General features: G+C 50.7%; 21 protein-coding genes. 3 read left to right on the top strand and 18 right to left on the bottom strand.

Annotation, left to right across the window (positions count from 1 at the left end; genetic code table 11):
- Positions 1-68 precede the first annotated feature (68 nt).
- The 3 genes from ACLB09_RS04070 to ACLB09_RS04060 are packed head-to-tail and all read right to left on the bottom strand — an operon-like array spanning position 69 to position 4,509.
- Complete coding sequence (locus ACLB09_RS04070; protein WP_410768467.1) at positions 69-1,034, bottom strand: substrate-binding domain-containing protein; 966 nt, start codon at positions 1,032-1,034, stop codon at positions 69-71.
- A gap of 14 nt (positions 1,035-1,048) precedes the next feature.
- Complete coding sequence (locus ACLB09_RS04065; protein WP_410768466.1) at positions 1,049-2,854, bottom strand: histidine kinase; 1,806 nt, start codon at positions 2,852-2,854, stop codon at positions 1,049-1,051.
- Positions 2,851-4,509, bottom strand: a complete 1,659-nt coding sequence (locus ACLB09_RS04060) for a response regulator (protein ID WP_410768465.1) — start codon at positions 4,507-4,509, stop codon at positions 2,851-2,853. The genes ACLB09_RS04065 and ACLB09_RS04060 overlap by 4 nt, the downstream gene beginning before the upstream one ends.
- A 260-nt stretch (positions 4,510-4,769) precedes the next feature.
- Here ACLB09_RS04060 and ACLB09_RS04055 point away from each other — a divergent pair, with 260 nt between their 5' ends.
- Complete coding sequence (locus ACLB09_RS04055; protein ID WP_410768464.1) at positions 4,770-5,357, top strand: hypothetical protein; 588 nt, start codon at positions 4,770-4,772, stop codon at positions 5,355-5,357.
- A 153-nt stretch (positions 5,358-5,510) separates the two neighbouring features.
- Positions 5,511-6,386, top strand: a complete 876-nt coding sequence (locus tag ACLB09_RS04050; protein WP_410768463.1) for an AraC family transcriptional regulator — start codon at positions 5,511-5,513, stop codon at positions 6,384-6,386.
- 58 nt (positions 6,387-6,444) lie between these two features.
- On the opposite strand, the gene ACLB09_RS04045 is transcribed toward ACLB09_RS04050, so the two are convergent.
- The 14 genes from ACLB09_RS04045 to lepB form a co-directional block, all read right to left on the bottom strand.
- Positions 6,445-6,897, bottom strand: a complete 453-nt coding sequence (locus tag ACLB09_RS04045) for a GNAT family N-acetyltransferase (RefSeq protein ID WP_410768462.1) — start codon at positions 6,895-6,897, stop codon at positions 6,445-6,447.
- Entirely contained in the window at positions 6,894-8,075 is a 1,182-nt protein-coding gene (gene purT, locus ACLB09_RS04040) for a formate-dependent phosphoribosylglycinamide formyltransferase (RefSeq protein WP_410768461.1), read from the bottom strand. Before purT ends, ACLB09_RS04045 begins: the two co-directional genes overlap by 4 nt.
- 131 nt (positions 8,076-8,206) lie before the next feature.
- Complete coding sequence (locus tag ACLB09_RS04035) at positions 8,207-11,950, bottom strand: dynamin family protein (protein ID WP_410768460.1); 3,744 nt, start codon at positions 11,948-11,950, stop codon at positions 8,207-8,209.
- Positions 11,951-12,487: 537 nt separating this feature from the next.
- On the bottom strand, positions 12,488-12,772 hold the full coding sequence (locus ACLB09_RS04030) for an NAD/NADP transhydrogenase alpha subunit (RefSeq protein WP_410768459.1): 285 nt from the start codon (positions 12,770-12,772) through the stop codon (positions 12,488-12,490).
- Between the two features lie 40 nt (positions 12,773-12,812).
- A complete protein-coding gene (nth, locus tag ACLB09_RS04025) occupies positions 12,813-13,481 on the bottom strand; it encodes an endonuclease III (protein WP_410768458.1) in 669 nt (222 codons plus the stop codon).
- Positions 13,482-14,096: 615 nt separating this feature from the next.
- Positions 14,097-16,826, bottom strand: coding sequence for an S-layer homology domain-containing protein (locus ACLB09_RS04020; protein WP_410768457.1), 2,730 nt, complete (start codon positions 16,824-16,826; stop codon positions 14,097-14,099).
- Between the two features lie 73 nt (positions 16,827-16,899).
- The gene (locus ACLB09_RS04015) at positions 16,900-17,517 is read right to left on the bottom strand and encodes a GerMN domain-containing protein (RefSeq protein WP_410768456.1); all 618 of its coding nucleotides are present in this window, start codon (positions 17,515-17,517) and stop codon (positions 16,900-16,902) included.
- Between the two features lie 27 nt (positions 17,518-17,544).
- Positions 17,545-18,987 (bottom strand): N-acetylmuramoyl-L-alanine amidase, encoded by a 1,443-nt coding sequence (locus tag ACLB09_RS04010; protein ID WP_410768455.1) that lies wholly within the window; start codon positions 18,985-18,987, stop codon positions 17,545-17,547.
- 176 nt (positions 18,988-19,163) lie between these two features.
- The gene (locus ACLB09_RS04005; protein ID WP_410768454.1) at positions 19,164-19,772 is read right to left on the bottom strand and encodes a GerMN domain-containing protein; all 609 of its coding nucleotides are present in this window, start codon (positions 19,770-19,772) and stop codon (positions 19,164-19,166) included.
- Positions 19,773-19,817: 45 nt separating this feature from the next.
- Positions 19,818-21,320, bottom strand: a complete 1,503-nt coding sequence (locus ACLB09_RS04000; protein WP_410768453.1) for an N-acetylmuramoyl-L-alanine amidase — start codon at positions 21,318-21,320, stop codon at positions 19,818-19,820.
- 240 nt (positions 21,321-21,560) lie between these two features.
- Positions 21,561-22,151, bottom strand: coding sequence for a 3-isopropylmalate dehydratase small subunit (gene leuD / locus ACLB09_RS03995; RefSeq protein WP_410768452.1), 591 nt, complete (start codon positions 22,149-22,151; stop codon positions 21,561-21,563).
- Between the two features lie 28 nt (positions 22,152-22,179).
- Entirely contained in the window at positions 22,180-23,604 is a 1,425-nt protein-coding gene (gene leuC / locus ACLB09_RS03990) for a 3-isopropylmalate dehydratase large subunit (RefSeq protein WP_410768451.1), read from the bottom strand.
- Positions 23,605-23,829: 225 nt separating this feature from the next.
- Positions 23,830-24,066 (bottom strand): hypothetical protein, encoded by a 237-nt coding sequence (locus ACLB09_RS03985; RefSeq protein ID WP_410768450.1) that lies wholly within the window; start codon positions 24,064-24,066, stop codon positions 23,830-23,832.
- A gap of 31 nt (positions 24,067-24,097) precedes the next feature.
- Entirely contained in the window at positions 24,098-24,694 is a 597-nt protein-coding gene (gene lepB, locus ACLB09_RS03980; protein ID WP_410768449.1) for a signal peptidase I, read from the bottom strand.
- Positions 24,695-24,837: 143 nt separating this feature from the next.
- On the opposite strand from lepB, the gene ACLB09_RS03975 reads away from it, so the two are divergent.
- Positions 24,838-25,746, top strand: a complete 909-nt coding sequence (locus ACLB09_RS03975; protein ID WP_410768448.1) for a LysR family transcriptional regulator — start codon at positions 24,838-24,840, stop codon at positions 25,744-25,746.
- Here ACLB09_RS03975 and ACLB09_RS03970 read toward each other — a convergent pair.
- Positions 25,734-26,546, bottom strand: coding sequence for a carbon-nitrogen family hydrolase (locus ACLB09_RS03970; RefSeq protein WP_410768447.1), 813 nt, complete (start codon positions 26,544-26,546; stop codon positions 25,734-25,736). The genes ACLB09_RS03975 and ACLB09_RS03970 overlap by 13 nt on opposite strands.
- Positions 26,547-26,704 lie beyond the last annotated feature (158 nt).

Here is a 26,704-nt window from a genome sequence, read left to right as displayed (position 1 = left end):
ATCCAATAATTTACCCCGAAGAAATAAAAATACTCCCCTGCTGACAGGGGAGTGCGCATTTCATCCATTTATTTAACAAAAGGGAATAGCAATTTCTGGTTTTCCGGCCAGAGCATGTTGTCCAAATCAATCAGCTTCGTACCGGTAGGAATTTTGTCTTCCAGCTTCTCTCCATGGGCAGCCTTGACTGCGGCGGCCACCGCCATATAACCGTTATTGAACGGGTTTTGCACCACCATGGCCTGAACCGTTTCCTCCTGAAGCAACTCCAGCATTTCCGGCGGATTATCGAAGGCGATCATCATTAGCTTATCTCCGTAGTCCATTTCTTCTACGGCCCTGCCCGCTCCGATCGAAGATTCCGCACTCAAAGAGACCAACCCGTCCAGACCGGGATAATTGGCCAGCATATTCCGCGTCAGGCGGTAAGCCAGCTCTTCATCCGACCCGCAATATTGAATATCCACCACTTTGATCCCGGGGAACCGCGCCACATAATCCAGAAACCCCTCTTCCCGCTGGTCGGCATTGCGTGCTCCTTTTACGAAATTAACGATTCCGATGTCGCCCTGTTTCCCTGTCAGTTCGATCAATCTTTCGGCGGCTTTCTGGCCGGCCTCGTAGTTATTCGTTCCGACATACGTTTTCACCTTCGTTGACGCTACCTCGGAGTCCATGGAGATAACCGGAATATCGTAATAGGAGGTCCGGTCGGTGACCTGCCCGAGCGCTTCATAATCGCTTGCGGCCAGAATGATCGCGTTCGGCCGGCGGGCGATCGACTCTTCCATCAGCTGAATTTGCTCCTTGTAGTCATTCTCGTTGCCCGGAGCCAAAAAATTCAGCTTCACATTGTATTCCTTGGCCGCCACCTCGGCGCCCATTTTGATCGTGCTCCAGTAATCTCCCCTGTCCATTTTCACGATCATATCGATGACGGTCGATTTTTCACCTGTTTGCATGTTAGCGGAAGGAGCGCAGGAAGCTGTCAGCGGCAGCATCAAGATCAGAAGCAACAAGCTTTTACCTAGCATGAAACCCAGCCTCATCATTGATCCCCTTCTTTCTTTGGGATATCCGGTTTGACGACCGGCAGTTTAATCGTTACCGTCGTTCCCTCTTCCGGCTCGCTCTCATATTGCAGCCCGTAGGATTTGCCGTAGTACAGCGATATGCGTTCCTGGACGTTGTTCACGCCGACGCCCGAGCCAGAACCCGAACCCGGGCCGCCTTCGTTGCGAAGTTTTCCGGCTATCAGCTTGTTTACCGTTTCCCGTGTCATCCCGATCCCGTTATCTTTGATTACGATTTCCAGATGCTCTTCGGTAATCCGGGCATATACTCCTATAAACCCTTCCTCGGCCGATTTTTCAATACCATGATGGATCGCATTCTCGACCAGCGGCTGCAAGATGAGCTTCAAAGTTAAACAATCCAGCGTCTCTTGTTCCGCATGGATTTCATAACGGAATTTATTTTTGAACCGGATCGTCTGGATGATGAGATAATGACGGACATGCTCCAGTTCGTCTTCCAGCGGAATAATATGATTTCCTTTGCTTAGGCTGATACGGAAAAAGCGGGACAGTGAAGTGATCGTCGTGACGACTTCCTCATTCCGGCCCAGTTCGGCCATTCGGGTAACCGAATTCAGCGTATTGTAAAGAAAATGCGGATTGATCTGGGATTGCAGCACATTGAGTTCGCTTTTGCGCTTGGCCTCCTGCTCCTGAATGATCTGATCCATCAGTTCCCGGATACGCCGCAGCATCAGATTGAACCGCTTTGACAACTGCTCCACCTCGTACGCGCCGCCGACATGCACATTGGTGCCGAAATCACCCTTCTCCACCATCTGGACGGAACGTTCCAGACGACGGATCGGTTGCGATATTTTGGCCGAGACGTACAAATTGATAATCAAAATGACGAAAATCGCCGCCAACAGAAAGACGTACAAAAAGCCGCCCAGCTCTTTTTTCGTGGTCAGAAACTCGTCTGCATAAGCCACACCGACGATTTTCCAGCCCGCCGGTTTCACCGTCTGAATTGTTATGAGCCTTTGTTCTCCTTCGGAATCATCCAAATAGCTGCCGTAAGCGTAATTCAGCACCGGCTCCAGATTCTCATACTTGAGTCCGGCATAAATCAATTGCTGCTGCGGGTGATATACGATATTTCCGACGCTATCGATGATATACACATAACCTTTTTTGCCGAGGCCGACCCTTTGACTTAGCTCGTCTATCGTACGAAAATTAATGTCCATAACGAGCACGCCTTGTTTAACCTTTGAATCGTCGCGGTAGATGATATTTTTGCTCATTGAAACGACCCAGCGGTAATCCGACTTAAACAGATTTTGAATATGCGGCGGGGTAAACTGCAGCGTGCCCGGGTTTTGAATTGCCGATTCAAACCACAATTGTTCGGTAAGCTTCGTATTTTGCCGCATCGGCAGGTCCGGTACTCCGCGGACCAGATTGCCTCCTTTGGTAAACAGCGCGATCGAAACCAGATCCTTCCGCGTATTCAAAATGGTCCCGAGCTGTTCTCCAAGCTGCCGGTCATCGGGAATGTCCGAGGCCGCGTTAATTTGCTCCTGGGCTACATCAAAAATGTCCTGCATCCCGCTAACATACAGCTCCAGATTGGCATTCACCTGCTCGATGATCTGGCCCAAATTCAAATAAGCGTTTTCCTCCGCCGCTTTGGAGAAACGATTGAACAGCAGCATGCTGACCAGTAGGACCGCTAAAATGGTAATCGTGACCGAAGACAAAGAGATAAGCACTTGAATTTTCCGGACATGAAAACTTCTGAAAAACCGCGATGCTGCCCGCGCCCATTTCATATCGTGCTTGCCCCGCCCCGGTATTCTTTGGGTGAAATGCCGAATTTTTTGCGGAAACAAAAGCTGAAATAATTGGGATCGCCAAATCCGATCCGATCCGCGATTTCAAACGCTTTCAAATCCGTGGTCCGAAGCAGATGCTGAGCCGCCTCCATCCGCACGCCCATCAAATAATTGACGAACGTCATTTTGGTCTCTTTTTTAAATATATTGCTAAAATAACCGGTGCTGATATGAAGCTGTTTGCACACTCTATTGATCGAGATATCCGGTTCCCCGAAATGTTGTTGAATATAGTCCTTGGCCTCTTCCACCAGCTTGTTGTAGCTGCTTTGCCGGTCGCTCGCAATGGAGTGCTTCAGTTGAAGACAGATCCCGGTAAACCAGGACTTCGCCTCACTCGCCTGCGACAATTTGGAGAGTTGCCCAAGAAAGGCCGATCCGTCGCCGAACAGTTTATCCATATCGGCATGGACATCCTGTGACGCCTTGATGACAGCGGTGAGCATCATCAGCAAATAAACCTGGAAATCCTGATACGAAATCCGGCTGTCCAACAAACCGCTAAACTGCTCGTCCAACAGTTCCTCAAGTTCCAGGTCGCTACCGACCTTAAGGCATCGGATTAATTCCTTCTCTTTCACTTCGTCAAAAACGATCGGGACGATCTGTCGGGACTCCACATCATTAATCCAGATTACTTTGTTGCTGCCGAGGATCAATCTGTAATCCAGCGCCCGCTGCGCTTCCTGATAGGAGGAGAACACGTCGCCGAGATCACAAATGGCGGATCCTGCCCCAATCGTAACCGTCAGTTTCAAATACCGTTCCACACTTATGCGAACTTCCTCCAGCAAATCGAGGATACGGCCTGTCATGCGTTCATTGTCAGCGCTATCAAAAATGTGGAGCAGCACGACTTCGTCGTGGTGAATGAACACCTGGTCCGACAATGTCCGGCTGATCAGTTCGTCAGCGATGTTGAACACGGCGAACAGCTGAAGTTGGGTGTCGTTCGTTTCTTTCAGAGACGGGGAGTAACCGGCCTGCACGGTTAAGAGTCCATCATCCCTACTTGCCCCTAGGGGATCAATCCGCAGCACCGATACCAGATAGCCTTCACCTTCAAGTTCCAGCTCGTATTGTCGGCTCTTGTCACGAATTTCCTGTCTTGGCAGCCGCCGAGAAACCAGCGAAGAGAGAAACAAACTTTGCAAGATCGGGAGGTTCTTCCGGTAATGTTCACTCAACAACTGGACATTTTCCCGTTCTGCCCTTTCCTCATCAATCTGTTCCTTGACCTTTCTTAACACGACGGCAAGCTCGCCTGCGGAAAACGGTTTGAGCACATATTCGTCAATGCCGAGCCGGATCGCCTTTTGGGCATATTCGAATTCTTCATATCCGGTCAAAATAATGATTTTCGTATCCGGATAGGATTTCCGAATCCATTCCGAGAGCTGCAAACCGCTCATGAAAGGCATCTGGATATCCGTCACGACGATGTCGGGCAGATGCTTCTCCACCATTTCCATCGCTTCTTTCCCGTTCTCCGCCGTGTCGGCAACGACCATGCCAAGAGTTTCCCAATCAATTAACTGAAGCAGCCCTTCCCTTACGTCTTCCTCATCATCGGCCAAAATCAGCTTGTACATTGAAGACCATCCTCTTCCCATTAACGTTGCATATCATAGTATATCCTTGATTTCCCCCCGATTTTATCTTATCGTCGGTGTTTTGTAAATGTGATGAAACCGGCGTTTCCAAGAGTAGCCACGACCTTAGTCCAGTATTATTTCCGCCTTCGGTCCGTTTCGGTATTCCCGGAAAGGCCGTACCATGTTAATATCAAATGAAAGAGTACAAATGGTATACATAACCAAATAACCAATAATTTAATGGCGGTTGAATAATCATGAAAAATAACAAACAAATTTTTATTCTTCTTAGTAATCCCAATACGGTTGTTGCGAAAATGATCGGCTTATATACGAAAGCCCCCTATAACCATGCGTCGATAGCGTTTGATTCCCAGCTCTGCGAAGTTTACAGCTTTGGGCGAAAACACCCGATGCTTCCTATATTCGGCGGTTTCGTAAAAGAGAATATCCATGCCCGCGTATTCGAGCGAGCCACCTGCGCGGTCTACAGTTACACCGTAAACGAGGCTACTTACAACGAAATGCGCGCTTACGTCCGGCAATTCGAAGAGAACCGGGATCTCTACAGTTATAATTTCCTCGGGATCCTCGGAATCGTCCTGAACATGGAACTCGGCGGAGAGAACTCCTATTTCTGCTCCCAGTTTGTCAGCAGCGTATTTCAAAATGCGGGTGTCAAGCTGCTGGACAAATCCGCAGGCCTAACGACGCCCGACGATTTTTCCACTTGCTCCCTCCTGAAACTCATCTTCCGTGGCGAAATGGAAATATACCGGCGCAATTATTGCCATCTTACCAGCGCGGCAGCTCTGGAGCAACGCTCCGTATATGCAGCTAATTGACCCCCCCCTCGAATACAAGAAGACCGTTATGCAGTTTTATATTGCTTAACGGTCTTTTTTTGCCGCAGCCATCGATCCTGCAATATGGTGCACGAAAAGTCGGAAGACCGGAAAACATTTCAGTTAGACTTGGAATCAGAGGAGGTTAACAACATGGATTTGCTGAAAAATATGAACCGTGCCATGAACTATCTTGAAGAGCATCTGAGCGATGACATCGATATGTCGGAAGTGGCAAGGATCGCTTGCTGCTCGGAATATCATTTTAAAAGAATGTTCTCCTTCCTGGCCGGAATTCCGTTATCGGAATATATCCGCCGCAGGCGGCTCACGCTCGCGGCACTGGAACTGAGAAACAGCGGTCAAAGAATCATCGACGTGGCGGTCAAGTATGGCTACAGTTCGCCTGATTCTTTTACAAGAGCTTTTACCGGATTGCATGGAGTCAATCCTTCCGAAGCCAGAGATAACGGTTCGTTGCTTAAAGCTTATCCGCAATTAACCTTCCAGTTAACGATCAAAGGAGGAAGCGAAATGAATTATCGGGTTGTGGAGAAGGATGCCTTTCGCATTGTGGGAATTATGGAGAGAGTTCCTATCGTCTTCGAAGGAGCCAATCCCCATATCACATCGATGTGGGAAAGGTTAAACGAGGAGAAAATCGGCAGGCTAAAACAGTTAAGTAATGTGGAGCCATTTGGCCTGATCAGCGGTTCCGCGAATTTTTCGGAAGGGCGTATGGAGGAAAAGGGCGAGCTTGATCATTATATCGGCGTGGCAACGACCCAAGAGTGTCCGGACGATTTCGTTTCCTTGGAAGTTCCCGCATTAACATGGGCCGTTTTTGAGGCGGTGGGGTCTTTTCCGTCAGCTCTGCAGGATGTATGGGGACGGATTTATTCCGAATGGTTTCCTTCCACCGGCTATGAAACCACCGAGGGGCCCGAGATACTTTGGAATGAGCATAAAGACTTGGCCGATCCCGCTTTCAGAAGTCAAATCTGGATTCCCGTCAAAAAAAGCAGGTAGCAAAAAAAGCTGTGGAGTCAAGGCGTCCGCCTGATTCCACAGCTTTTTTCGGGCTAGATTAAAGGTCCTTGCTTAAGCGATAGCCTGCGCAGGTAAATCCGGAATATTCATAAAACGATTTGGAAGTCAAATTGTTATCTCCGGCTACGGAAACAAACATCTGTGAACTGCTGCGCCGTCTTCCCCAGGATTCCGCCTCAAGGAGCAGGCGTTTGCCGATCCCGTTTCCTCTGTGCTTCTCGTCAACGACCATTGCCGTAATGCGAGTAACAGGCTTTGCCATATCATGCGTCTGATGCTGCTTCAGAAAGATCGTTCCAATCACAACGCCGTCGACTTCCGCCACCAAACTGCATAATTGATCGTGGCCTTCCAGCATGGAAAGACGTTCCTTCAGTACACTTGGCGTAGTCGGATAGCGAAGCTGACGCATCAACGGAAGCATAGCATGCACATCTTCACTGCAACATCTGCGGATCACCAATGCCGGAGCACAAACCTGAATACTCAATTGGACCACTCCACCTTTAATAGACTCGCCGCTTGTTTGGCGCGGCTGCGGGCTGTTTCTACATCATCTGCGCTGCTAAGTGCGACAGCCATCCGTCTGCCCGGTTTGGACAACGGTTTGCCAAAGACACGGACCTGCGTTCTTGGCAGGCTGAGCGCTTCATCGATCCCGCCGATCATAAAATCTTCTCCTTCACGATCGGCTTTTAATGTAGCCGAAGCTCCGGGCGTCAAGAGTTCTACCGACGGAATCGGAAATCCCAGAATAGCCCGGACATGCAGAGCGAATTCCGATAAATCCTGGCTCACCATCGTCACCATCCCCGTGTCATGGGGTCTTGGCGACACTTCGCTAAAGACGATCCCGTCCGATGTTACAAACAATTCCACACCGAATAATCCGTAACCGCCGAGTGAGTCGGTAATCTTCAAAGCGATGGCCTGGGCCTCGTTCAGTTGATCCTCACCCAAAGGATGGGGCTGCCACGATTCCACGTAATCCCCGTCTTGCTGGATATGGCCGATCGGAGGGCAAAAGACCGTACCTGAAGAAGACCGCACGGTAAGGAGCGTAATCTCGCTCGTAAACGGGACAAAGGCTTCTACGATCACCCGCATTTTCTTGGCGCGGGCTCCTTCCAAAGCCAGGTTCCAGCAATCGGCAGCCTCTTCCTGCCTGCTGCAGACGCTTTGCCCTTTGCCGGATGAACTCATCAACGGCTTGATTACGCAAGGAACGCCGATTTCCGCCACGGCGGCTTCCAATTCTTCCAGACTGTCCGCAAATCGATAGGCGGCAGTCGGAAGACCCAGTTCTTCGGCCGCGAGCCGTCGGATCCCTTCACGGTCCATGGTTAGAAGAGCGGCTCTTGCCGTAGGAATAACCGTAAAGCCCTCCTGTTCCAATTCTACCAGTACCTTTGTAGCGATCGCTTCGATTTCGGGTACGATGAGATCCGGAGAAACCCGGACAATCAGCGCCTTCAAAGCTTCCCCGTCAAGCATGTCCAGGCAATAAGCTTCATGAGCCACGCCCATCGCCGGTGCATGCTCATACCGGTCGGCAACAATGGTTCGGAGACCGAGACGCTGCGCTTCAATGATGACTTCCTTGCCCAGTTCCCCACCGCCAAGCAGCATGATACTCTTGGCGCGTTCTGATACAGGAGCACCCCACATGAGTTCCGATATCCCCCTTGATTTTACATAGTTCTACATCTATTTTCATGTTTAATTGACAATAATGCAATAGTCCAAATTTAAACTTCGGTACATTTCGACAAAAAGTTACAATTTTCGAAACTGTGACTTTAGTCACCGAAAACCGAAACTAATGAATTTAAGACACTGATTACCGCATTCCACTGTGTTTCATCTTCCTGATCGGTATTTTCCGGAACCGCCGCAAGTTGGGCTATGGCCGACTCCCATTCCTTCCATTCCGCCTCATACCGGGAGGCCAAATCGGAGAAACGCCGTGCGGTTTCCGAGCAGTAAAACCTTGCAAGTTCCTGTCCGGCTTCCTCCGTCGCCTCTTTCAGGATCTTTTCGATCGGTTCCGAGAGGACTTCGCGAAGTTTTTGTTTGCCGCCTCCCTCAAAAAAAGCTTTCGGACTTTTAAAATAGGATGCGTAATCTTCGACACGCAGACGCTGTTGCAGCGTTCCTTCCGGGATTTCAGGGTTAGTCCACGCAAAAGAAAAAGTATCCAGAGTAAAAAGCGGAGCGTTCTTTAATACCCCTTTTACTTTTTCGTACCATTCTGCAAACTCCAATGCCACCAACTTATCGCTCTTCTTCTCCAGCCTTAATGTAGTCGCCTGAAGCTCACGTTCGAGTTCGACCGACAATTGGCTTAACCATCCGCGGAAAGAAGACGCGAATTTCACTCTAAGATTGCCGCCGTCTTCCTGCAGCAGGGTCGGATGGAAAAATTCATGGAACATATCTCCCGCAGATAACCGAAGCCGGTTGCGGACATGAAAAAGCAGTTCCTCCGTTTCCTGCCGCAAAGTAATGCTCTGGTCTCGCTCCGCCAAATTTTGCAGCAAGCCGGTAAGTTTCTGCCTGTCTTCCTGAAGGATGACTAACTTACGTTCCCGCTCTTCGCGGCTCTGTGCCAGCGTACCGCCCCATTCCCGTGCCCGATCCATCACGATTTGCAGTTCACGTCCGGCGGCGCCGACCGCAAGCCCTGTGAGCTCTTTGCCGATAAAATCGAAGAACCGTCTTTCGAATGCGGCGAATCCGGATTCTGCATAGGGTTCGCCATCCGCCGAAGTCTTGGCCGAGAGTGCCGCATGGCTGGAAACGGCATAAATTTGCGGTTGCTCGATGCCCGCTCCCCGCAGTCCATCACTCACGTACTCCACGACCGATGCCAATTCCTCCGGAGTAGAAGCCAAATCGGCGGCATTAACGATAAAAAACATCTTATCGAGCGCAAAGCTCCCTTTTACTCGTCCGAGATGAGCCAGAAACTGACGATCGGCCCGGGAAAACGCATGATTATAGTAAGTGACGTACAACAATGCATCACTGTTCTTCATATACTGAAACGTCACGCCGGTATGGCGGGCATGAATCGAATCCGCCCCCGGCGTATCCACAATCACGATGCCTTGCTCGGTAAGCGGACAGGCGTAATAAAGATCCATCTGTTCGACAAAACAAGCTTTTTGTTCCTCAGCCACATAGGAGGCGAATTCCTCCAGTCCGGTTATCTTGCTTGTACCAAGCAAAGGCGCGATTTCGTCCCATCCTGAGGCGGCCGCCTTCAAAAAGCTGTAGTGGGGTCGTCCCGTGCTGGGAACATCCACCGCCCGCAGCTTATGCACGGCATCCCGCCAGTTCCGTTCCTTCCAGGGCCCGAGCTGCAGCGCCTCGAAGGAGTGCGCAAGGTCTTCATGCATCGCCTCAGGCGACTTGAAGATGATTTTCGCTTGACCGTGCTCCATACCGTCTTCGGGAGCAAGGATGCGGTTGATCGCCGCCGTTGTCGGATGCGGCGATACCGGCAGTACCGGCGCGCCGAGCAGCGCGTTGGCGAAGGAGGACTTGCCCGCGCTGAACGCCCCGAACAGCGCGACCGTAAAGCGGCCGCCCCGCAGGTAGGCCGCGCGGGCGCGCAGCTCCCGTACCCCGGACCCGAAGGCCGGGTACGGAGCCAGCGCCTCCGCCGCGGCATCCAGCGCCGTGGCGGCTGCCGTGAGCCGCTGCCGGCCTGCGGCTGCGGCCGGCGGCGCCATAGCCGCCCGGGGCGTTCCGCCCGCAGCGGCGGCATTGGCGGCGGCGTCCGTCGCGTGCGCGGACGCCGTTTGCGGCGCGGACGCTTCCGCGCGCGCCTGTGCTGCCGGCGACGGCGCCTGCTGCGCAGGCGGCCGCGCCGCCGGAACGTCCCTCACCTCCGGCAGAAGGCCGGGAGGGAGGGACGCCGGGGGGCCGAGCAGCGCATGCAGCTGCTCGGCGCGCTCATTCGCGGCAGCGCGCTGCGCCTGCAGCCGCATCGCGGCCGCGGACTGCGCGAGCAAGGCCTCGCGTTGCGCGGCGAGTTCACCCTGCGCCGCCGCCAGGCGCGGCGCGAGGGCGTCCAGCAGCCCGTCCACAAGGACGAGGGCTGCGCGGCGGTACCGGCCGGCAATACCGGCCGCGACATCGGCGGTATAGTGAAGCGTATACTCGCCGGAAACAACCGCGCCTTCTCTGGCCGGTCCGCTGATCCAAGCTTCCTCCGCCTGAGGGAGCTCCTTCTCCATCCGGCTTTCCCAAGCCGGATCCCAGAGCTCATGGCTGCGGCCGAACTTGCGGAGCAAGTCTCGGACATGCCAGTCCACCTGGGCGTTCACCTGTTCTTTCAGCTTCGCTAAGAAATCATCGCTGCGCCGCTGCTGTTCCCGTTCCGTTTTGCCGCGTTGAAACAGCAGTCCCGTCTTGAATCCGGCCTGCCGGCTTTCCAGATAAAGCCCTGCGGCATCCCGAAGCCCCGGCGTCATTAAATAAGCGCTGCTCAGGAGGGAATCCAGTTCCCCGATCCATTCACCGCGCAAAGATTCCTTTTCGTTCCGGCTACTTTCCAACTCGCATTCAAGGGCAAGAAGCTCATTTTGCAATGATTCAACCTGCTCCTCACCGCCGGCTTCGGCCAGCAACTGCTCCCGTTCCTCCTCTTCCGCCGCCTTGCAGCGTTCCAGGAACTCCCCGCCACCGTGATGAAGCGAGCATGTAATACTATACTCCAGAAGCCCCTGCGGGCAATTTAAGAGGGATTGTATCGTTTGTTTCAGCATAGATAGCATATTTAATGGATGCTCAGGTTCTTTCAGCGAAATGTAGAACACACCGGCTGTAACAATATTCCACAGTTCAAAAGCCTGTTCCACCGAAGCGCGGTAGCTCTCAAACTTCAGTTCCCTCTCCCGGTGTTTATCGATCTGATTAACAACCAGATAAAGCGGTTTTCCCCAGTCCGCAAGCCGCCTTGCAAAGGATAGATTATTTTCGGAAAGCACGTGGTTATAATCCATTACATAAAAAACGACATCCCCCAAATGCAATGCGGAATTTGTCGCCATAGCATGTGCCGCATCCCCTGAATCCACTCCAGGCGTATCCAGCAGTACGCCATGGTCCCCCAAAAGAGCGATATCGTTCCAAATCGAAACCATCTCATAGGAAGTGCCATCCCGGCAATATTCATCCAGCGAATCCAGTGTAACTTCAAACATCTTTGACCGTTCCCCGTTACCATTCAAGGGGTCTACCGGTGTCAAAATCGCCTTTGGCGGGCCGTTATGAAGTGCTGCAATATTGGCCGTCGTCGGGATCGGTCCTGATGGAAGCACCGGTTTTCCGCACAAAGTATTGATCAAGCTGGATTTCCCCGCAGAAAAATGACCGCAAAACGACAGCGTCAATTTACCTGCTGACCATTTTTCGCGCAAATCACGGACTTCCCGTTTAACAGTGGCATCTCCATGTGAAGCATACCATTCTTCCAACGTAACAAGTTGTTCATCCAAATTGATATCAGTTCTCCACGTAACCGTTTCCACCATTAACACTCCTTCTTCCCGCCTTAAGCTTGACTTAAAGCACGAAAGTCCGATTCGTCATGATTGCATAAACACATACATTTTACCCTACCCATTAAGGACATGGAAGCTTTCCCGACTAATTCTTTAAAATTGTGATTAATTCTAAACATTTCAGTTTCTGCTTCCTGCATATCGATAAAATGTACGCCTATTGCGAACAAACGCACCAAAATGTCCACCCAAAAGTGGACAAACAGGGCAACTTTCACCGAGTAGCTATAAAATCAATATTTTGCATTCATTATCAATCTTGAATACTATATATATGTTTTCTACGATTGGTACCATATATCTCCCCCGGAGAGCAGTGTCCACCCTTTTAAAAACAAATCTCTCCAAAAATCCGTCCCAGGTGGACATCCAGTTACTCGAGTACCAGTTCACTCAGCATTTGCATTTTACCTTCCACTATTCCAGCATTCCTGCTTTTAAGTAATTGGACAAAAAAACGGCTGCCGGAAAGCTTCTTCCGACAGCCGAATATACTCATCTATTTTATTACAAAGAAGCAGCTTCTACTTCATCCACTTCGGACGGAATCAAGATTTCAAACACTTTACCGTGTTGCAAAATCGTAATCCCTTTGCTACGGTCTCTCATTACAACCACTTCAGGTTTTACCGACATGCGCTCAATATAATGCTTCGGCACTTCGCCGGAGTCGCTGACCGTTACGCCTTCCAGTTCGCGCTCGTCATTTTCCTGCAAATCGATTTCAATTACTTTTTCAAATACATCGGAAAACAATTCAAAATTGTCTGTATAAACGGAAATGCATTTCATGGGTTCTCATCCTCTACTATCGTTGTCTTTTTTGTTTTTGTCACTCTTCTCTATTTTTACTGACTTGTGACCTTTTCATACGTTTTTTGCCTTCTCTGCACACATCGAGCAAGGGACAAATCTGGCAGTTCGGATTTTGGGCTTTGCAGTGGTACCTGCCGAAAAAAATCAGCCGATGATGCGTAAGTGTCCACTCTTCCCGTGGCACGCGCTTCATCAATTTCTTTTCGACTTCCAGCACCGAATCGTTCCAATTCGCCAGCCCGAGCCGCTTGCTGACTCGCTCTACATGTGTATCGACCGCGATGGCAGGCACTCCAAATGCATTGGAAACCACCACATTAGCGGTTTTTCTCCCAACGCCCGGCAGTGTCACCAGCTTATCGTGCTCACTCGGCACATCTCCACCGTACTGCTCAATCAAAATGCGGCACAGGTTCTGAATATGCTTGGCCTTGCTGCGGAACAGTCCGATTCTGCGAATATCCTGTTCGAGTTCTTCCAGCGGGACGGAGATGTAGTCTTCGGGTGTTTTGTATTTTTGGAACAAATCCACCGTGACTTTGTTTACCGTCGCATCGGTGCACTGCGCCGACAACAATACCGCGATCGTTAATTCGAAAGCGTTGCTGTGATCCAGCTCGCAATGCGCGTCAGGAAACATGGCGGCGATGGTGTCCAGGATATGGCGCACCCCAGCAGCATTCATTCCTCCACCCCCTAGAGGTAATTAATAATTACTCTTTTGATCACGATGTGTAGCTTTGAAGCATACTCGACATCGAATCTTGCATTCAGCCGGGCCCTCCGGTGCTCACGTAGGCTTCTCCTACGCTCCGCTCCTCTGTCCCTAGCTTCATCCAACCTTCTCGGTGCTGAAAAGCCTAATTATTAATCCTTCTTCATTCGGGTAATTAATAATTACTCTTTTGATCACGATGTGTAGCTTTGAAGCATACTCGACATCGAATCTTGCATTCAGCCGGGCCCTCCGGTGCTCACGTAGGCTTCTCCTACGCTCCGCTCCTCTGTCCCTAGCTTCATCCAACCTTCTCGGTGCTGAAAAGCCTAATTATTAATCCTTCTTCATTCGGGTAATTAATAATTACTCTTTTGATCACGATGTGTAGCTTTGAAGCATACTCGACATCGAATCTTGCATTCAGCCGGGCCCTCCGGTGCTCACGTAGGCTCCTCCTACGCTCCGCTCCTCTGTCCCTAGCTTCATCCAACTTCGCCCATAGAACGCTTAGCCCAGACGTTCAAAAAAACCGCCTTGAGCGGGAAATATCCCGCATCAAGACGGTTATTCTCACGAAAACGATTATTGTTTTTCTACTTCAACCAGCTTGTCGCCATTGAAATACAGAACAATTTTATCATTTTCTTGGAGGGATTGCACGGATAATGTCGTGTCACCTTGGTGAATATATGTTTCCGGTGTCACAACAAAGCGATAATTGTTGTCGGTCAGATTGGATCTGAAGACGATAATTTCTTTGCTTACCCCGTCATAACGCGATAATTTCCGCTCTAGCGGAGTCAGTACCTGGATGACCACCGAGCCATCGGTATCCTTACGGACTTCGACATGGTCCGACGTCGTCAAGCTAGTGATGCCGGTGCTGACCGAAGTACCACGTACGACCTTGACTCCTTTACTTAAAGAGAACGTCTCCTGAGCCCCGGTAAAGGACTTCACGATCAAGTTCGATGCGTCCACGTTCAACACTTTACCCAGCGTCAGCTTGACGATTTGCAGCGAGCTTGCAGTCCGGCCGTTAAAAACAACATTGATCGTTTGACCCGCTTGGATGTCAGATACTTTGATTGCACTTCCATTGTCCGCAAGCAATGTCGCTTGATCGACATAGAAATCATTCGAGATGCCGTTCGCCGTCGCACGAATCCGGCTGTTTGTGTTATTCACCGAAACGACCTGGAATTGAACCGCCGTCTTCACGGCCAATGTTTGCAGGACGTCCTGATTCGCGGATAAAATAGCGGTTACCGGCTCGCCGACTTTGATATCAGCAAGCGTTGCACTGCTCTTTCCATAAATTTCAATGGATGGTGCAGATCCTTGATAGGCGACGGTCGCTGTTTTGCCGGATGGCAACAGGATGGAAATTTTCTTGGCGGTCGTATCCGCCGACAAGAAGGTTCCTTCGTATTTATAAACAACTTGTAGGGATAATACCCGGTCTCCGATATGCGTTACGCTGATTTTTCTGCCTTCGGACAACAAGGACTCCGCCCCTGACAGTGTTGGCGTCGTTGAATTGTACTCGACTTTTGTCTTGTCATCCAACGTAAACGCGTGAACCTTCTTCGCCGAATCGACAACCATCAATGCTTTATATTTTGCTTCATACTTCACGACGGACAGGTCGTTAAGCTGCTCCGACTGACGACCGGTGACGACGATTTTGGTAATTTGATCGTCAGGGCTCAGCGTTAGCTCCACTTTGTCGCCGCCGTTCACATCCGCGATCAGATCAGTCAATGCCGGATCGGCAATGCCGCTGATTACAATGGTCGGCTTGTCCGCAAGAGTTTTAATTTCCGCCTTGCCTGCCGAATTCGTAAAGCTCAGCAGTTTGCTTCCTTCAATGCTCAGCAAGGTTCCGGTCACGGTCCGTTCCATCCCCTGGGTTATTTCAAGCCGGGTAACTCTGCTGTTCTCTACCGTATACTTTACGGACGCCCCCGTTTGGATTTCCCCCGCATTGTTCAGCAGTACGTTTTGATACAGGAAAATGGAACTCTCGTCGTATTTGAAGGTTTCCAAATTTCCTGAAGCATCCTTAATCCGAACCGTCTTGTCCGTCAGGCTCACGTTATCGATCGTACCGTTACCGGATTTGTTGACGATCGCGGATTTCACCTGAACGATCACCGGCTTCTTCTCGGCGCTGAACGTTTCCCGTTGTACGACAACCGTGCTGTCTTCCGTCAGGCTGTCAATGCTGATCGGGTTCCCGTTTTGATCGATAAAGCTTGTGTTAGCGTCGTAAGTATAAGTGACGGAATCGTTGTTAACGAGCATCAGCAAACGGTTGCCAGACAGTTTCTTAAGCAACGTTCCTTCTGTCTGCTCCAGCTGCTGTTTTGCATCCCGGACTTCCACATAAGCCGCTGACCCGACTTTATCTACTGCGAGAACTTTCGTGTACAGCTGAAGTTGATTTTTGGAGCTCTTGGATTCGGAATCTTTCGTAAAATACACAGAGCGGCTATCGAGTGTAAAGCTCTTCATCTTGCCGTCCGTATACAGCGTAAGTTTGTTGTCCGTCAGTTCCGTTACGATACCTTCATAGACGGTGTCATATCCCGGGGTGACATATTCGCCGCCGCGGCTGAAGAATGTTGCGAGTTGTGCCCGCGTCACCTTGCCTAGCGGATCAAACTTGTTCCCCTCTACCCCTTTGGTCAGCTCAAGCTGCACTGCAACATTGACATAACCGCGGGCAGACGCCGTAATACTGGACTGGTCGGCAAAACCGGTAGCTGCTCCGGCCGCTGCTTTCGCTTCGGCATCTTTACCCAGCGCACGCACCAGAATTTTTGCTACCCACTCCCGAGACGCTTTTTTCTCGCCCCAGGATTCTTTGGCTCCCGTTGCCTTAACTTCCTCTGTTTTATCGATCAGCTTCTGCTGAACCGCAAGTTCCAGATAAGGCTTGAAATAATTGCCTACCTTCATGTCCGAAGGAGCACCCGTTCCGTCGCCGAGCTTGGATTCCAGATTCATAAAGCGGATCGCCATCGTAATTGCTTCCTGTTGGGTTACGCTGTCGCCCGGACGAAACTTCCCGGCGTCACCAAGAATAATCCCTTCGGCAGCCAACTTGTATATATGCTTTTCCGCCCAAAATCCGTCTTTCACATCGCTAAAAATCAAGGAAGCGGTAGCAGCTTGCGTAGTCGTTGCCGATCCGGCAGCCTGATCCGCGAATGCGGCCGCTCCTCCGCTAAGGCACATTGCCGTCACAAGCATGGTGGTTACTGCCTTCTTGGTGCTTCGTCTAAAAGTGCGTTTATAAGATGACATTACATTCTCCCCTTTTAAAAAATGTTCACTTTACCATGTTCGACGGCCGGCCCCCCGGTTCCTTTAAAATCGACTAATTTCTTGTCATCGGATGTTCAAGCTCTTCATGACCCATCAAGGTCTCAACTTGCTTCCCGTCAACTAGCAGCTCAATCGACTTCACTTCCTGGAACTGAAACATCGTCTGTTTCAACGCGTCCAGGGCTAACACTTCGCCCCCGGCACCCAAACGGGCTTCATCCGGAAGCGTAATGTCGATCGTCAGTTCTCCATTCTCGACCTTGGCTGTGTGAAACTCGACTTTACCCCACAAAGGGATCAAATCCGAACTTCCGCTCTCTTTTAAAGTTTTCAGAGCCGCCAAATACTTGTCTTGCTCTTCCTTGTACGTGATCTCTGCGGACACCTTCTTCAGCTCGAGCAACTGATCATCCGTGAAGTACGAATCGATCGTTTTCTTTATCGATTGCTCTTCAGAAGTTTGACCACCCGAAGCTTGACCCGGTGTCTGTACACCCGATGATCCGGGAGTAACCGGATCTGAAGTCCCGCCCTGATTCGTCTCCGTACTGTTCGCGGCAGCTCCGCTGGCCGTACTGTCAGCCGGAGCGGCTCCAGGCTTTTGCCCGCACCCGGTACTCAAAGCGAGTAGGAGAACGAGCATCCCGGTAATATATAGTTTTCTGTTCATTGTCGCTTCCTCCTTAACCGAATGCGGTCAGTTTACGCCGAGGTATTCTTTAATTCCTTTAACAATTCCCTCTGCCACCCGGTTCTGAAAATCTTCCGTATACAGCTTGGCGTTATCGTTCTTGTTGCTAAGATAGCCGCATTCCAACAGTACGGCAGGCATTTTGGTCTCCCGCGTCACGTGCAGACTTTTGGAGCGTACGCCCCGATCGCTGAGCCCGGAAGATTCAACAAGATATTTGTGCATGACTTTGGCCAAGGATAGACTATCCGCCCGGGTGTAATAGGTTTCTACACCGCTCGCGGTAGCACTGCCGGCGTTCGCATGAACCGAAATGAACATATCCGCTTTCAGATCATTCGCGATCTTTACCCGGTCCTGCAAAGTCGGATAGGTGTCACTGCTGCGGGTCAGCACAAAATCAATATCGGATTCTTGCTTCAACAATTCCTGAACCTTTAATACGACTGCGAGGTTGAAATCCTTTTCCTTCTTCTTCGTAACGCTGATTGCGCCAGGGTCGCTGCCGCCGTGACCGGCGTCGATGACGACCAGCTTCTTGCCGTTCCCGCCGGGAGCCGTGCCCGGAGTCGAAGCATCGGTATTCAGATTTAAGATGATCAGGCCATCGTTGTTGTTGATCAGCTCATAATTTTTCGCATGATTCATATCCATAACAACCCGGATGGTTGAAGGCTTGTCGCTAAACAGCGCATAACGCACCTTGGACACGTCCGGATAATCGGTCAAGTCAATATAACCGTTCTGCGTTGCATCCAGCATTTGACCTGTCGAGAAGCTGTCCGCAAATTTCGTTTCCGGCAAATCGATGACGATCCGGTCCGGTCCGCTCATCGTGAAAATGCTTGGCTTCACATTTTTGTCGACCGCGATCATAAGCCGGTTGTCACTGAAGCTGATGCCTCCGACATTCGCCAGATTGGCCGATGTATCGGGGACTTGTCCAGGTTCTTTCCCTTCGCTACCGCTTCCCGCGTTTTCACCGGCGCCTGTACCGTTTCCGCTGCCGGAATTCGGGGTAATGAGGTGTGCAGACTTCTCTTCATTGTTCCAGCTGACCTTTAGTCCCATTTGCTCCCCGACAAAGCGAAGCGGAACAATGGTGGTGTCGTTGATTAATTTCGGTGCGACAGCAAGCTTGACCTTTGTGCCGTTTACCGTAGCCGTGCTCTGTCCCACGACCAATTTCAATTCTGTATTGGACTGCTGTATGGTTATCGTGCGCGTCTCTTTATCCCAGTCGACGTCAAAACCCAGCTCCTCCACGACGACACGAATTGGAATCATCACATTTCCATTTACGTTTTGGACTTGGCCGTTTTTAGTCATTTCCAGCGCTTTACCATCGAGATAAATGCTGGTCCCTCCCGCGGCAGCTTGTCCCCATTGCGGAAAAACAAACATGAACATGGCAAAAAACAAAAACATTGTAAAACCTATTTTTTTCATCCGTCACCCCTACCATCCTTAGATTTTGCCTCATGATGACCGGGTGAAAAGCCTAGAATCCCAGGCACCACCAGACGACATATTAGACGCCCAAAATCCGCAAAAGTTGCGATATAATGCTATTTTTCTTACCAAAAAAAGAGAGTCCCGGAATTCATCCGGAGCTCTCTTGTCAATTATTTTTTGAACGGATGCTCAAGATCCACATGTCCCATCAGGGAATCCAGTTTTTCTCCATCAACCGTCAATTCCAATGTCTTCACTTCATCAAACTGAAAATAGGTCTGCTTAATAGCATCGATCGCCAGCGATTCTCCTCCGGCCCCAAATCTTGCTTCATCTGGCAGCGTGATGTCGATGGCCACCTCACCTTCCGCAAATTGAACGGAATTCAAAATTACTTTTTCCCATAACGAGATGTATCCCGGGTCAGCGGTTTGAAGCGCCTTGAAAGCTTCTTTGTATTTCAGGAGATCCTCGGTGTATGTAATGTCCCGGTCCACTTTTTTAAGGTCCATCACCTGGTCATCCGTATAGAAGACTTCAATCTTTTTCGTAATCGCCTCCGGGGTCTGGACTTCCGGTTCCGATGATGTTCCTTCGGCGTTTCCTGACGCCCCTTGTTTACTATCGTTCCCGCCGCTTGCATTTACGGTGGCAGGAACCGTAATCTGGGTGTCCTGGTTCGGCTCGTCGCCGCCCGATGCAACTTGCGGTTTTTGTCCACATCCCGCCGCAACAATCAATAAAAGCAAGAGAAGTCCGGCTACTCCTATTTTTTTCATGCCTTTACCTCCTATTCGAACACTTCCTATGATTTAGTGCGTAAATCAAATGCCCAAATATTCCTTAATCCCCGCTACAATGCTTGCAGCGACACGCTGCTGGAAATCTTCCGAATACATGAGAGATTCGTCCGTTTTGTGCTTAAGATATCCTACCTCAAGCAAAACAGCCGGCATTTTCGTTTCACGCGTTACATGCAAGCTTTTGGAACGGACTTTACGATCCGGCAGTCCCGTAGCTTCGACCAGGTGTTTATGCATCACATTGGCAAACGGAATGCTGTCATCCCGCGAATAGTAAGTTTCCGTGCCACTTGGGCTTGTCTTCGAATCGACGCTGTTACCATGGATGGATACGAATACGGTCGCATTCAAATCATTAGCCATCTTGGCGCGATCCTGCAAAGACAGCGTGGCATCGGTAGTGCGGGTAAGCACATAGTCGAGCCCCGCTTCCTGCTGAAGCAATTGCTCCACTTTCAAGGATACCGCAAGCGTGAAGTCTTTTTCCTTCTTGTTGGTAATGCTGATTGCTCCCGGCGCACTGCCTCCATGACCTGCGTCAATGACGACAAGCGGCTTCCCGTTGCTGCCTGGCTGTGCGACCGGGTTGGATGAAGTTGCCGCCAAATCGACAATCACTAATCCATCCCCGGCGTTTGTAACCTGAAATTGGCTGGCCTGGTTCAAATCCACTACGATCCGTACCGTTGAAGGAGTACTGCTGAACAGAGAATAGCGGATCTGGGACACATCGGGGTAATCCGTAACGGCAAATTGCCCTCTAAGTGTGCTGTCCAGTTGATGATTATCTTTGAAAGTGTCGGCAAAGGCAACGTTCGGGATATCGACAACAAGCCGATTCGGAGCGCTCATGGTAAACACATTCGCTTCTACCCCGCGAGACGCTGCGATCATGAGCCGATTTTCACTGAAACTGATTCCATTTATGTAGCCAATATCTGTCACAGCAGTATTATCCGTTCCATTGGAGGTTCCGGGTATGTAAGTATCATCTTCTCCGGTACCTACTTCATCCGGTTGCGAAACCTCGCCGGATTCATTTTCCGGTGAAGAACTACCTCTGCCTGGGACTACTGCGCCAGCAGCTCCCCCATCCGGGCTGTAGAGATAGGCGGATTTCGTTTCATTGTCCCAACTGACTTTAAGTCCGGTTTGTTCGCCTACAAACCGCAGCGGTACCATCGTTGAATTATTTTGAAGGAGTGGAGGAGCGGACAAATTTACGTCCTTGCCGTCAACACTCGCCTTGCTGCTGCCCACGGTCAATTGTAAATTCTTGTCGCCCTGACGGATCGTTACGATCCCTGTTTTTTGCTCCCAATTCACATCGTATCCAAGGCTCTCAATAATTACGCGGAGCGGAACCATGACATTTCCCTTCACATTTCCAGCCTGCGCCTGAGACGGCTGCTCCAATTCGACCCCATCCAGAAAAATATGCGTGCCGCCCGAAGCGGCTTGGCTCATCCCGGGAAAAGCCAGCAGAAAAAACGTCAACATCATCAAAAAACCGATTTTCTTCATTATGGAATCCCTACCATTCTCGTTATTTACCGGATGAGCACCGGTATGCGCGAGGAATTGACACAATCTGCAGCAACAGCAACGACAAAACCAACACAATTTACTAATTGCTTCCATAATATCAGAAAAAACTTCATCCTGATAGACTTATATTTTCATAGACAGACAAAAAGGGACAAAAAAAAGCCGCCCGGATTCACGAGAATCCTGTGGGCGGCACTTGCTTTACCATGTATAGCGTTAGGCGAATTTCTTCTTCTCATACGCTGAGATCAAATCTTCATGTTGCAACGTAAGCCCGATATCATCCAAGCCTTGCAGCAGAAACTGGCGGCGATGCTCGTCGAGATCGAAGGAAAGGTTCAGTCCATAATCGTCGCTGAGCTTCTTGTTCTCCAGATCGACCGTCAATTGATAGCCTTCATGCTCCTCCGTGCGACGGAACAAGTCCTCAACCTGCTCTTCGGACAGCTTGATCGGCAGAATGCCGTTCTTAAAGCAGTTATTATAGAAAATATCCGCAAACGATGGAGCGATTACGCAACGGAACCCGTAGTCGAGAATCGCCCAAGGCGCGTGTTCCCGCGAGGAACCGCAGCCGAAATTGACGCGCGAAATCAAGACGGAGGCGCCCGCATAACGCGGTTTGTTAAGTTCAAACTCCGGATTCACATTGCCCTCCGTATCAAAACGCCATTCGTAGAACAAAAATTGTCCGAAGCCGGTACGTTCGATGCGTTTCAAAAATTGTTTAGGTATAATTGCGTCGGTATCGACATTCACGCGGTCCACCGGACCAACGATACCGGTCATTTTTTTAAATGCTTCCATTGTTTATATACTCCCCTCTTCGCCTTGATTAGCTAACGACTTCGCTCTTTACGTTCCACTCGCGCACATCGACGAACCGGCCTTTGATCGCTGCCGCCGCCGCCATTGCCGGAGAGACAAGATGCGTTCTTCCGCCGCGGCCCTGACGGCCTTCAAAGTTACGGTTGGAGGTGGAAGCGCAGCGTTGGCCCGGTTGAAGCACGTCCGGGTTCATCGCCAGGCACATGCTGCAGCCCGCTTCGCGCCATTCAAATCCGGCTTCGATAAACACTTTGTCGAGTCCTTCCTTCTCCGCCTGAATCTTCACGCGTCCGGAGCCGGGAACAACGATTGCCGTTACTTTATCGGACACTTTGTAGCCTTTGGCAACTTGAGCCGCCGCGCGCAAGTCCTCGATCCGGCCGTTGGTGCAAGAACCTATAAAAACATAGTCGATTTCGATATCGGTCATCGGCGTTCCAGGGGCAAGACCCATATACTCAAGCGCCTTTTCGGCTGCTTTCCGTTCGTTGTCGGATGCAAAGTCCGCTGGGTTCGGGACGCTGCTGCTAATGCTGGTACCCATACCCGGGCTCGTTCCCCAGGTCACTTGCGGAATCAATGAATCGACATCGAAGTCTACGACACGGTCGTAGGTCGCGCCTTCATCCGTAGTGAGGTTCTTCCATTCAGCCACAGCTTGATCAAAAGCTTCACCTTGAGGTACATGCTCACGACCGCGCAAATAGTTGAATGTCGTTTCGTCAGGGGCGATCAGCCCGGCTCTCGCTCCGGCTTCGATCGACATGTTGCATACCGTCATGCGTTCTTCCATCGACAGCTCGCGAATCGCTTCGCCGGTATACTCAATAACGTAGCCGGTCGCAAAATCCGTACCGTATTGCGCAATGACGCCAAGAATCAAGTCCTTAGCCGTAACGCCCGGTTTACGCTTGCCGACAAAACGCACTTCCAAAGTTTTCGCTTTGGCTTGCTGCAGGCATTGGGTTGCCATAACGTGCTCAACTTCACTCGTCCCGATCCCGAAGGCAAGCGCGCCGAACGCTCCGTGCGTTGACGTATGGCTATCGCCGCAGACAATCGTTTTGCCGGGATGCGTTAGACCAAGCTCAGGGCCCATAACGTGAACAACGCCTTGGTCGATCGTATCCAGATCATACAGCGTAACCCCGAAATCGCGGCAATTTTGCGACAGCGTATCGATTTGCTGTTTGGAAATCGGATCCGTAATATTATAGCGGTCTTTAGTCGGAACATTATGATCCATCGTCGCGAAAGTAAGCTCCGGACGGCGGACCTTACGGCCGCTCAGGCGCAAACCTTCGAACGCTTGCGGCGAAGTAACCTCGTGAACGAGATGCAAATCGATGTACAAAATGCTTGGCTTTCCTTCTTCTTGATAGATCACATGATTATCCCAAATTTTCTCATACATTGTCTTTTTGCTGGTCATAGAATTCACCCCACACAAGAATTCGAACATGTGACGAACGAGAATCATGTCCGTCTGCTGAAATCAATATATCATCTCCCGTCTCATTGTTCCAAGATATAAAAACTATAATTGTTATAGGTTAAACCTATTGCGAGAGTAGAAGCTGATTCGTTATTATCAATGTTCCGTCAGTTATGTAAAAGACAGGCCAAGAGTTATCCTCCCGGCCTGTCAATGTTAATTCTATGGTTTCCATTTATGTCTGCAAGAAGTACAGCGATTCACTTTGGGCATCATGAAGCTGAAGACGGATACGATAATAAAAAGGAATCCCGCAATCATGAGCGGCCAGTATATCAGTAATCCGGCCCACATCAGAATCCCGCCTCCCGCGAACCAAAGCAGGAAATAAAACAGCTTGCCTCTCGTGACCACCTGGTTGGATTTGCATCGCGGACAACTTTCCCACACATCTGCCATTGCTTTCTCTCCTCTTCCTAACTTGCGGCATTTAGAACGAATCGATTCCCATCACATGATCCTGGGGTACAGGGCCGATACTCCGGCTGTCGTTACTGTTGTTTCGGTTGTCGCCCATAACGAAAATGTGATCCTCCGGAATTTCCCACACCTGATCCATGCCGCTTTCCATCTGCTCCTTGATATACGGCTCATGGAGTTCCTCTCCGTTGCGGTAAACGTGGCCGTTCCGGACTTCGACGGTGTCTCCCGGCAAGCCGATCACTCTTTTGACGTAAAAAATCTCTTCATCGCCGGTTCCCGAGAGCAGGTTGATCAACGGATGTTCCTTAAGATCGTCCATAAAGGACCGTTCACGGTCAACCCGGCTGTCTATGATTACGATATCTCCATACTCCGGCAGTTTGTCGAGCGCATGCCTTACTTTCCAGGCATAGATTCGTTGATTGTCATTTAGCGTCGGTTCCATGGAATGCCCATCAACCTTGTAGGGCTGAATAACAAAAATGCCGATGAACAGGCTAAGCACAAAACCGATTATGACAGCTATGCCCCACCCCTGAATCTCTTTCCATATCTTTTTCAATAGACTTACCTCCAAAGCATATCGTTTGATTCTATTATACATAGAATTCCAGTTGCATCTCAAACTTGTTTGCGGGTTCGAAGTCAGAATAAAATAATATCAGGTTTCTTCTTATTTGCCTATATAGTATATAATATCCATAGGTAATACTTATAAAGAATTCGAACCCGATATGAGGTGAAAGTATGGAACTTCGTCAGCTTCTATATACTTTACAGATCGCCGAAGAGCGGAATTTTTCCCGGGCTGCCGACAAACTGCATATTGCCCAGCCCTCGCTGAGCCAGCAGTTGTCAAAGCTTGAACAGGAGCTTGGCGTAAAGCTATTTCAGCGGAATACAAGCAATGTCGAACTTACCCACGCCGGAGCCAGCTTTATTGAACATGCCCGGAAAATCATGGATTCCGTGGAACAGCTTCGTCAGGAGATGGACGACATCTCCCAGCTTCGTGCCGGTCGCGTCGTCATCGGAAGCATGCCGATTACCGGATCGCACTTGCTCCCCTACGTGCTGCCTGCATTTAATGAAGCCTACCCGGAAATAAAAGTGACATTGCTCGAGGATACGTCGCTTAATCTCGAAAAACTGACCGCCGGAGGCGGAACCGATCTCAGTCTTCTGTCGCTTCCCCTTCAGGAGCCAAGCCTTGCTTACGAGCCGATCGGCGAAGAGATCATCGACCTGGCCGTTCCTCCGCAGCACCGATTGGCCGCGATGGAACCGGATCCGGGCGGCATCGACTTGGAACAATTGAAAGACGAACCTTTCATTGTCTTGAAAAAAGGCCAAGGCTTCCGTAAGTTGACCATGGATCTGTGCCGCGCCGCCGGCTTTGAGCCGAACGTCGTCTTCGAGAGCAACAACATCGAAACCGTGCAGTCCCTGGTCGCGGCCGGGATGGGAATCACGCTGGTCCCCCGGTTCATCGCCCGGGCCAAACGAAGCGAGTTGATTCCGGTTTATATCCCGTTATCTTCGTCTCCAAGCCGGACGCTGGTGATCGCTTACCGCCGGGGCAGATATTTGTCCAAGGCGGCCGAAGCATTCATCGAAACCTTCAAAACGACGCTGACGGAGCGTTACAAATCATAAAGACCGGGTCGTCTGTCAGCAAAAACGGGGATGCGTTCACGTACCTGAGCCACTAGCGTCAGATCGACCCGGCCGGTCACGATCTCCTCGCCTTCCCCGCCTTCGGCGACAATTTCGCCCCATGGGTCGATGATGAGCGAATGGCCGAAGAAGGAGTCGCTGCCGCTGATCCCCGTCCGGTTGCAGGCGATAACATACATCTGGTTCTCGATCGCTCTAGCCATGAGCAGCGTCCGCCAATGATGAAGCCGCGGGTGGGGCCATTCCGCCGGGATGAACAGTATCCGCGCTCCATTCAGAGCAAGCGTGCGGGCCAGTTCAGGAAAACGGATGTCATAGCAAATGGAAGCGCCGGATTTCACCCCGTCGAGTTCAAACAACACCGGTTGATCGCCTGACGCCAGATGTTTCTCTTCCTCCATCAACCGGAAAAGATGAATCTTGGAGTACGCTCCAACCTCCTGACCGTCCCGGTCAAAAATCGTCATCGTGTTAAACACTCGGCCATCCCGCTTCTCGGCGATCGACCCGGCAATGACATGGATGCCATGCCGCCGGGCAAACGCTGAGATCCAGGACCGAGTTTCAACGCCCCCGGGATCGGCGAGCTGTCCGATTTGCGTAAGAGCGTACCCCGTATTCCACATTTCCGGCAGCATGATCACATCCGGTTTTACGCTGGACGCCGCGGCTTGCTCCATTTTGGCCTCCAGACGTTCCCGGTTCAGTTCCGGATCGCCCAAGGCAATATCACACTGAACTAATGCTACCTCCCATGCGATCTTCCGCTGACTCATCATCTTCTCCACCCTTTCTCTTTATGATCTCAATCGGAGCCGTCTATCTGCCTTACATCTTAGTGGGCGCATGCATATTGTGCAAGCGTATCTCCGGATAAACCCTGTTTACCGGGAAAATTCCGGAGTGCACAATACGTCTCCGCCATTTTCTTTTGCAA

This window comes from Fontibacillus forbon (assembly GCF_046559655.1).
In the GTDB taxonomy this organism is placed as follows: domain Bacteria; phylum Bacillota; class Bacilli; order Paenibacillales; family Paenibacillaceae; genus Fontibacillus.
Note: the sequence above shows the minus strand (reverse complement) of the source record. Positions and strands in the feature narration are given on the sequence as shown.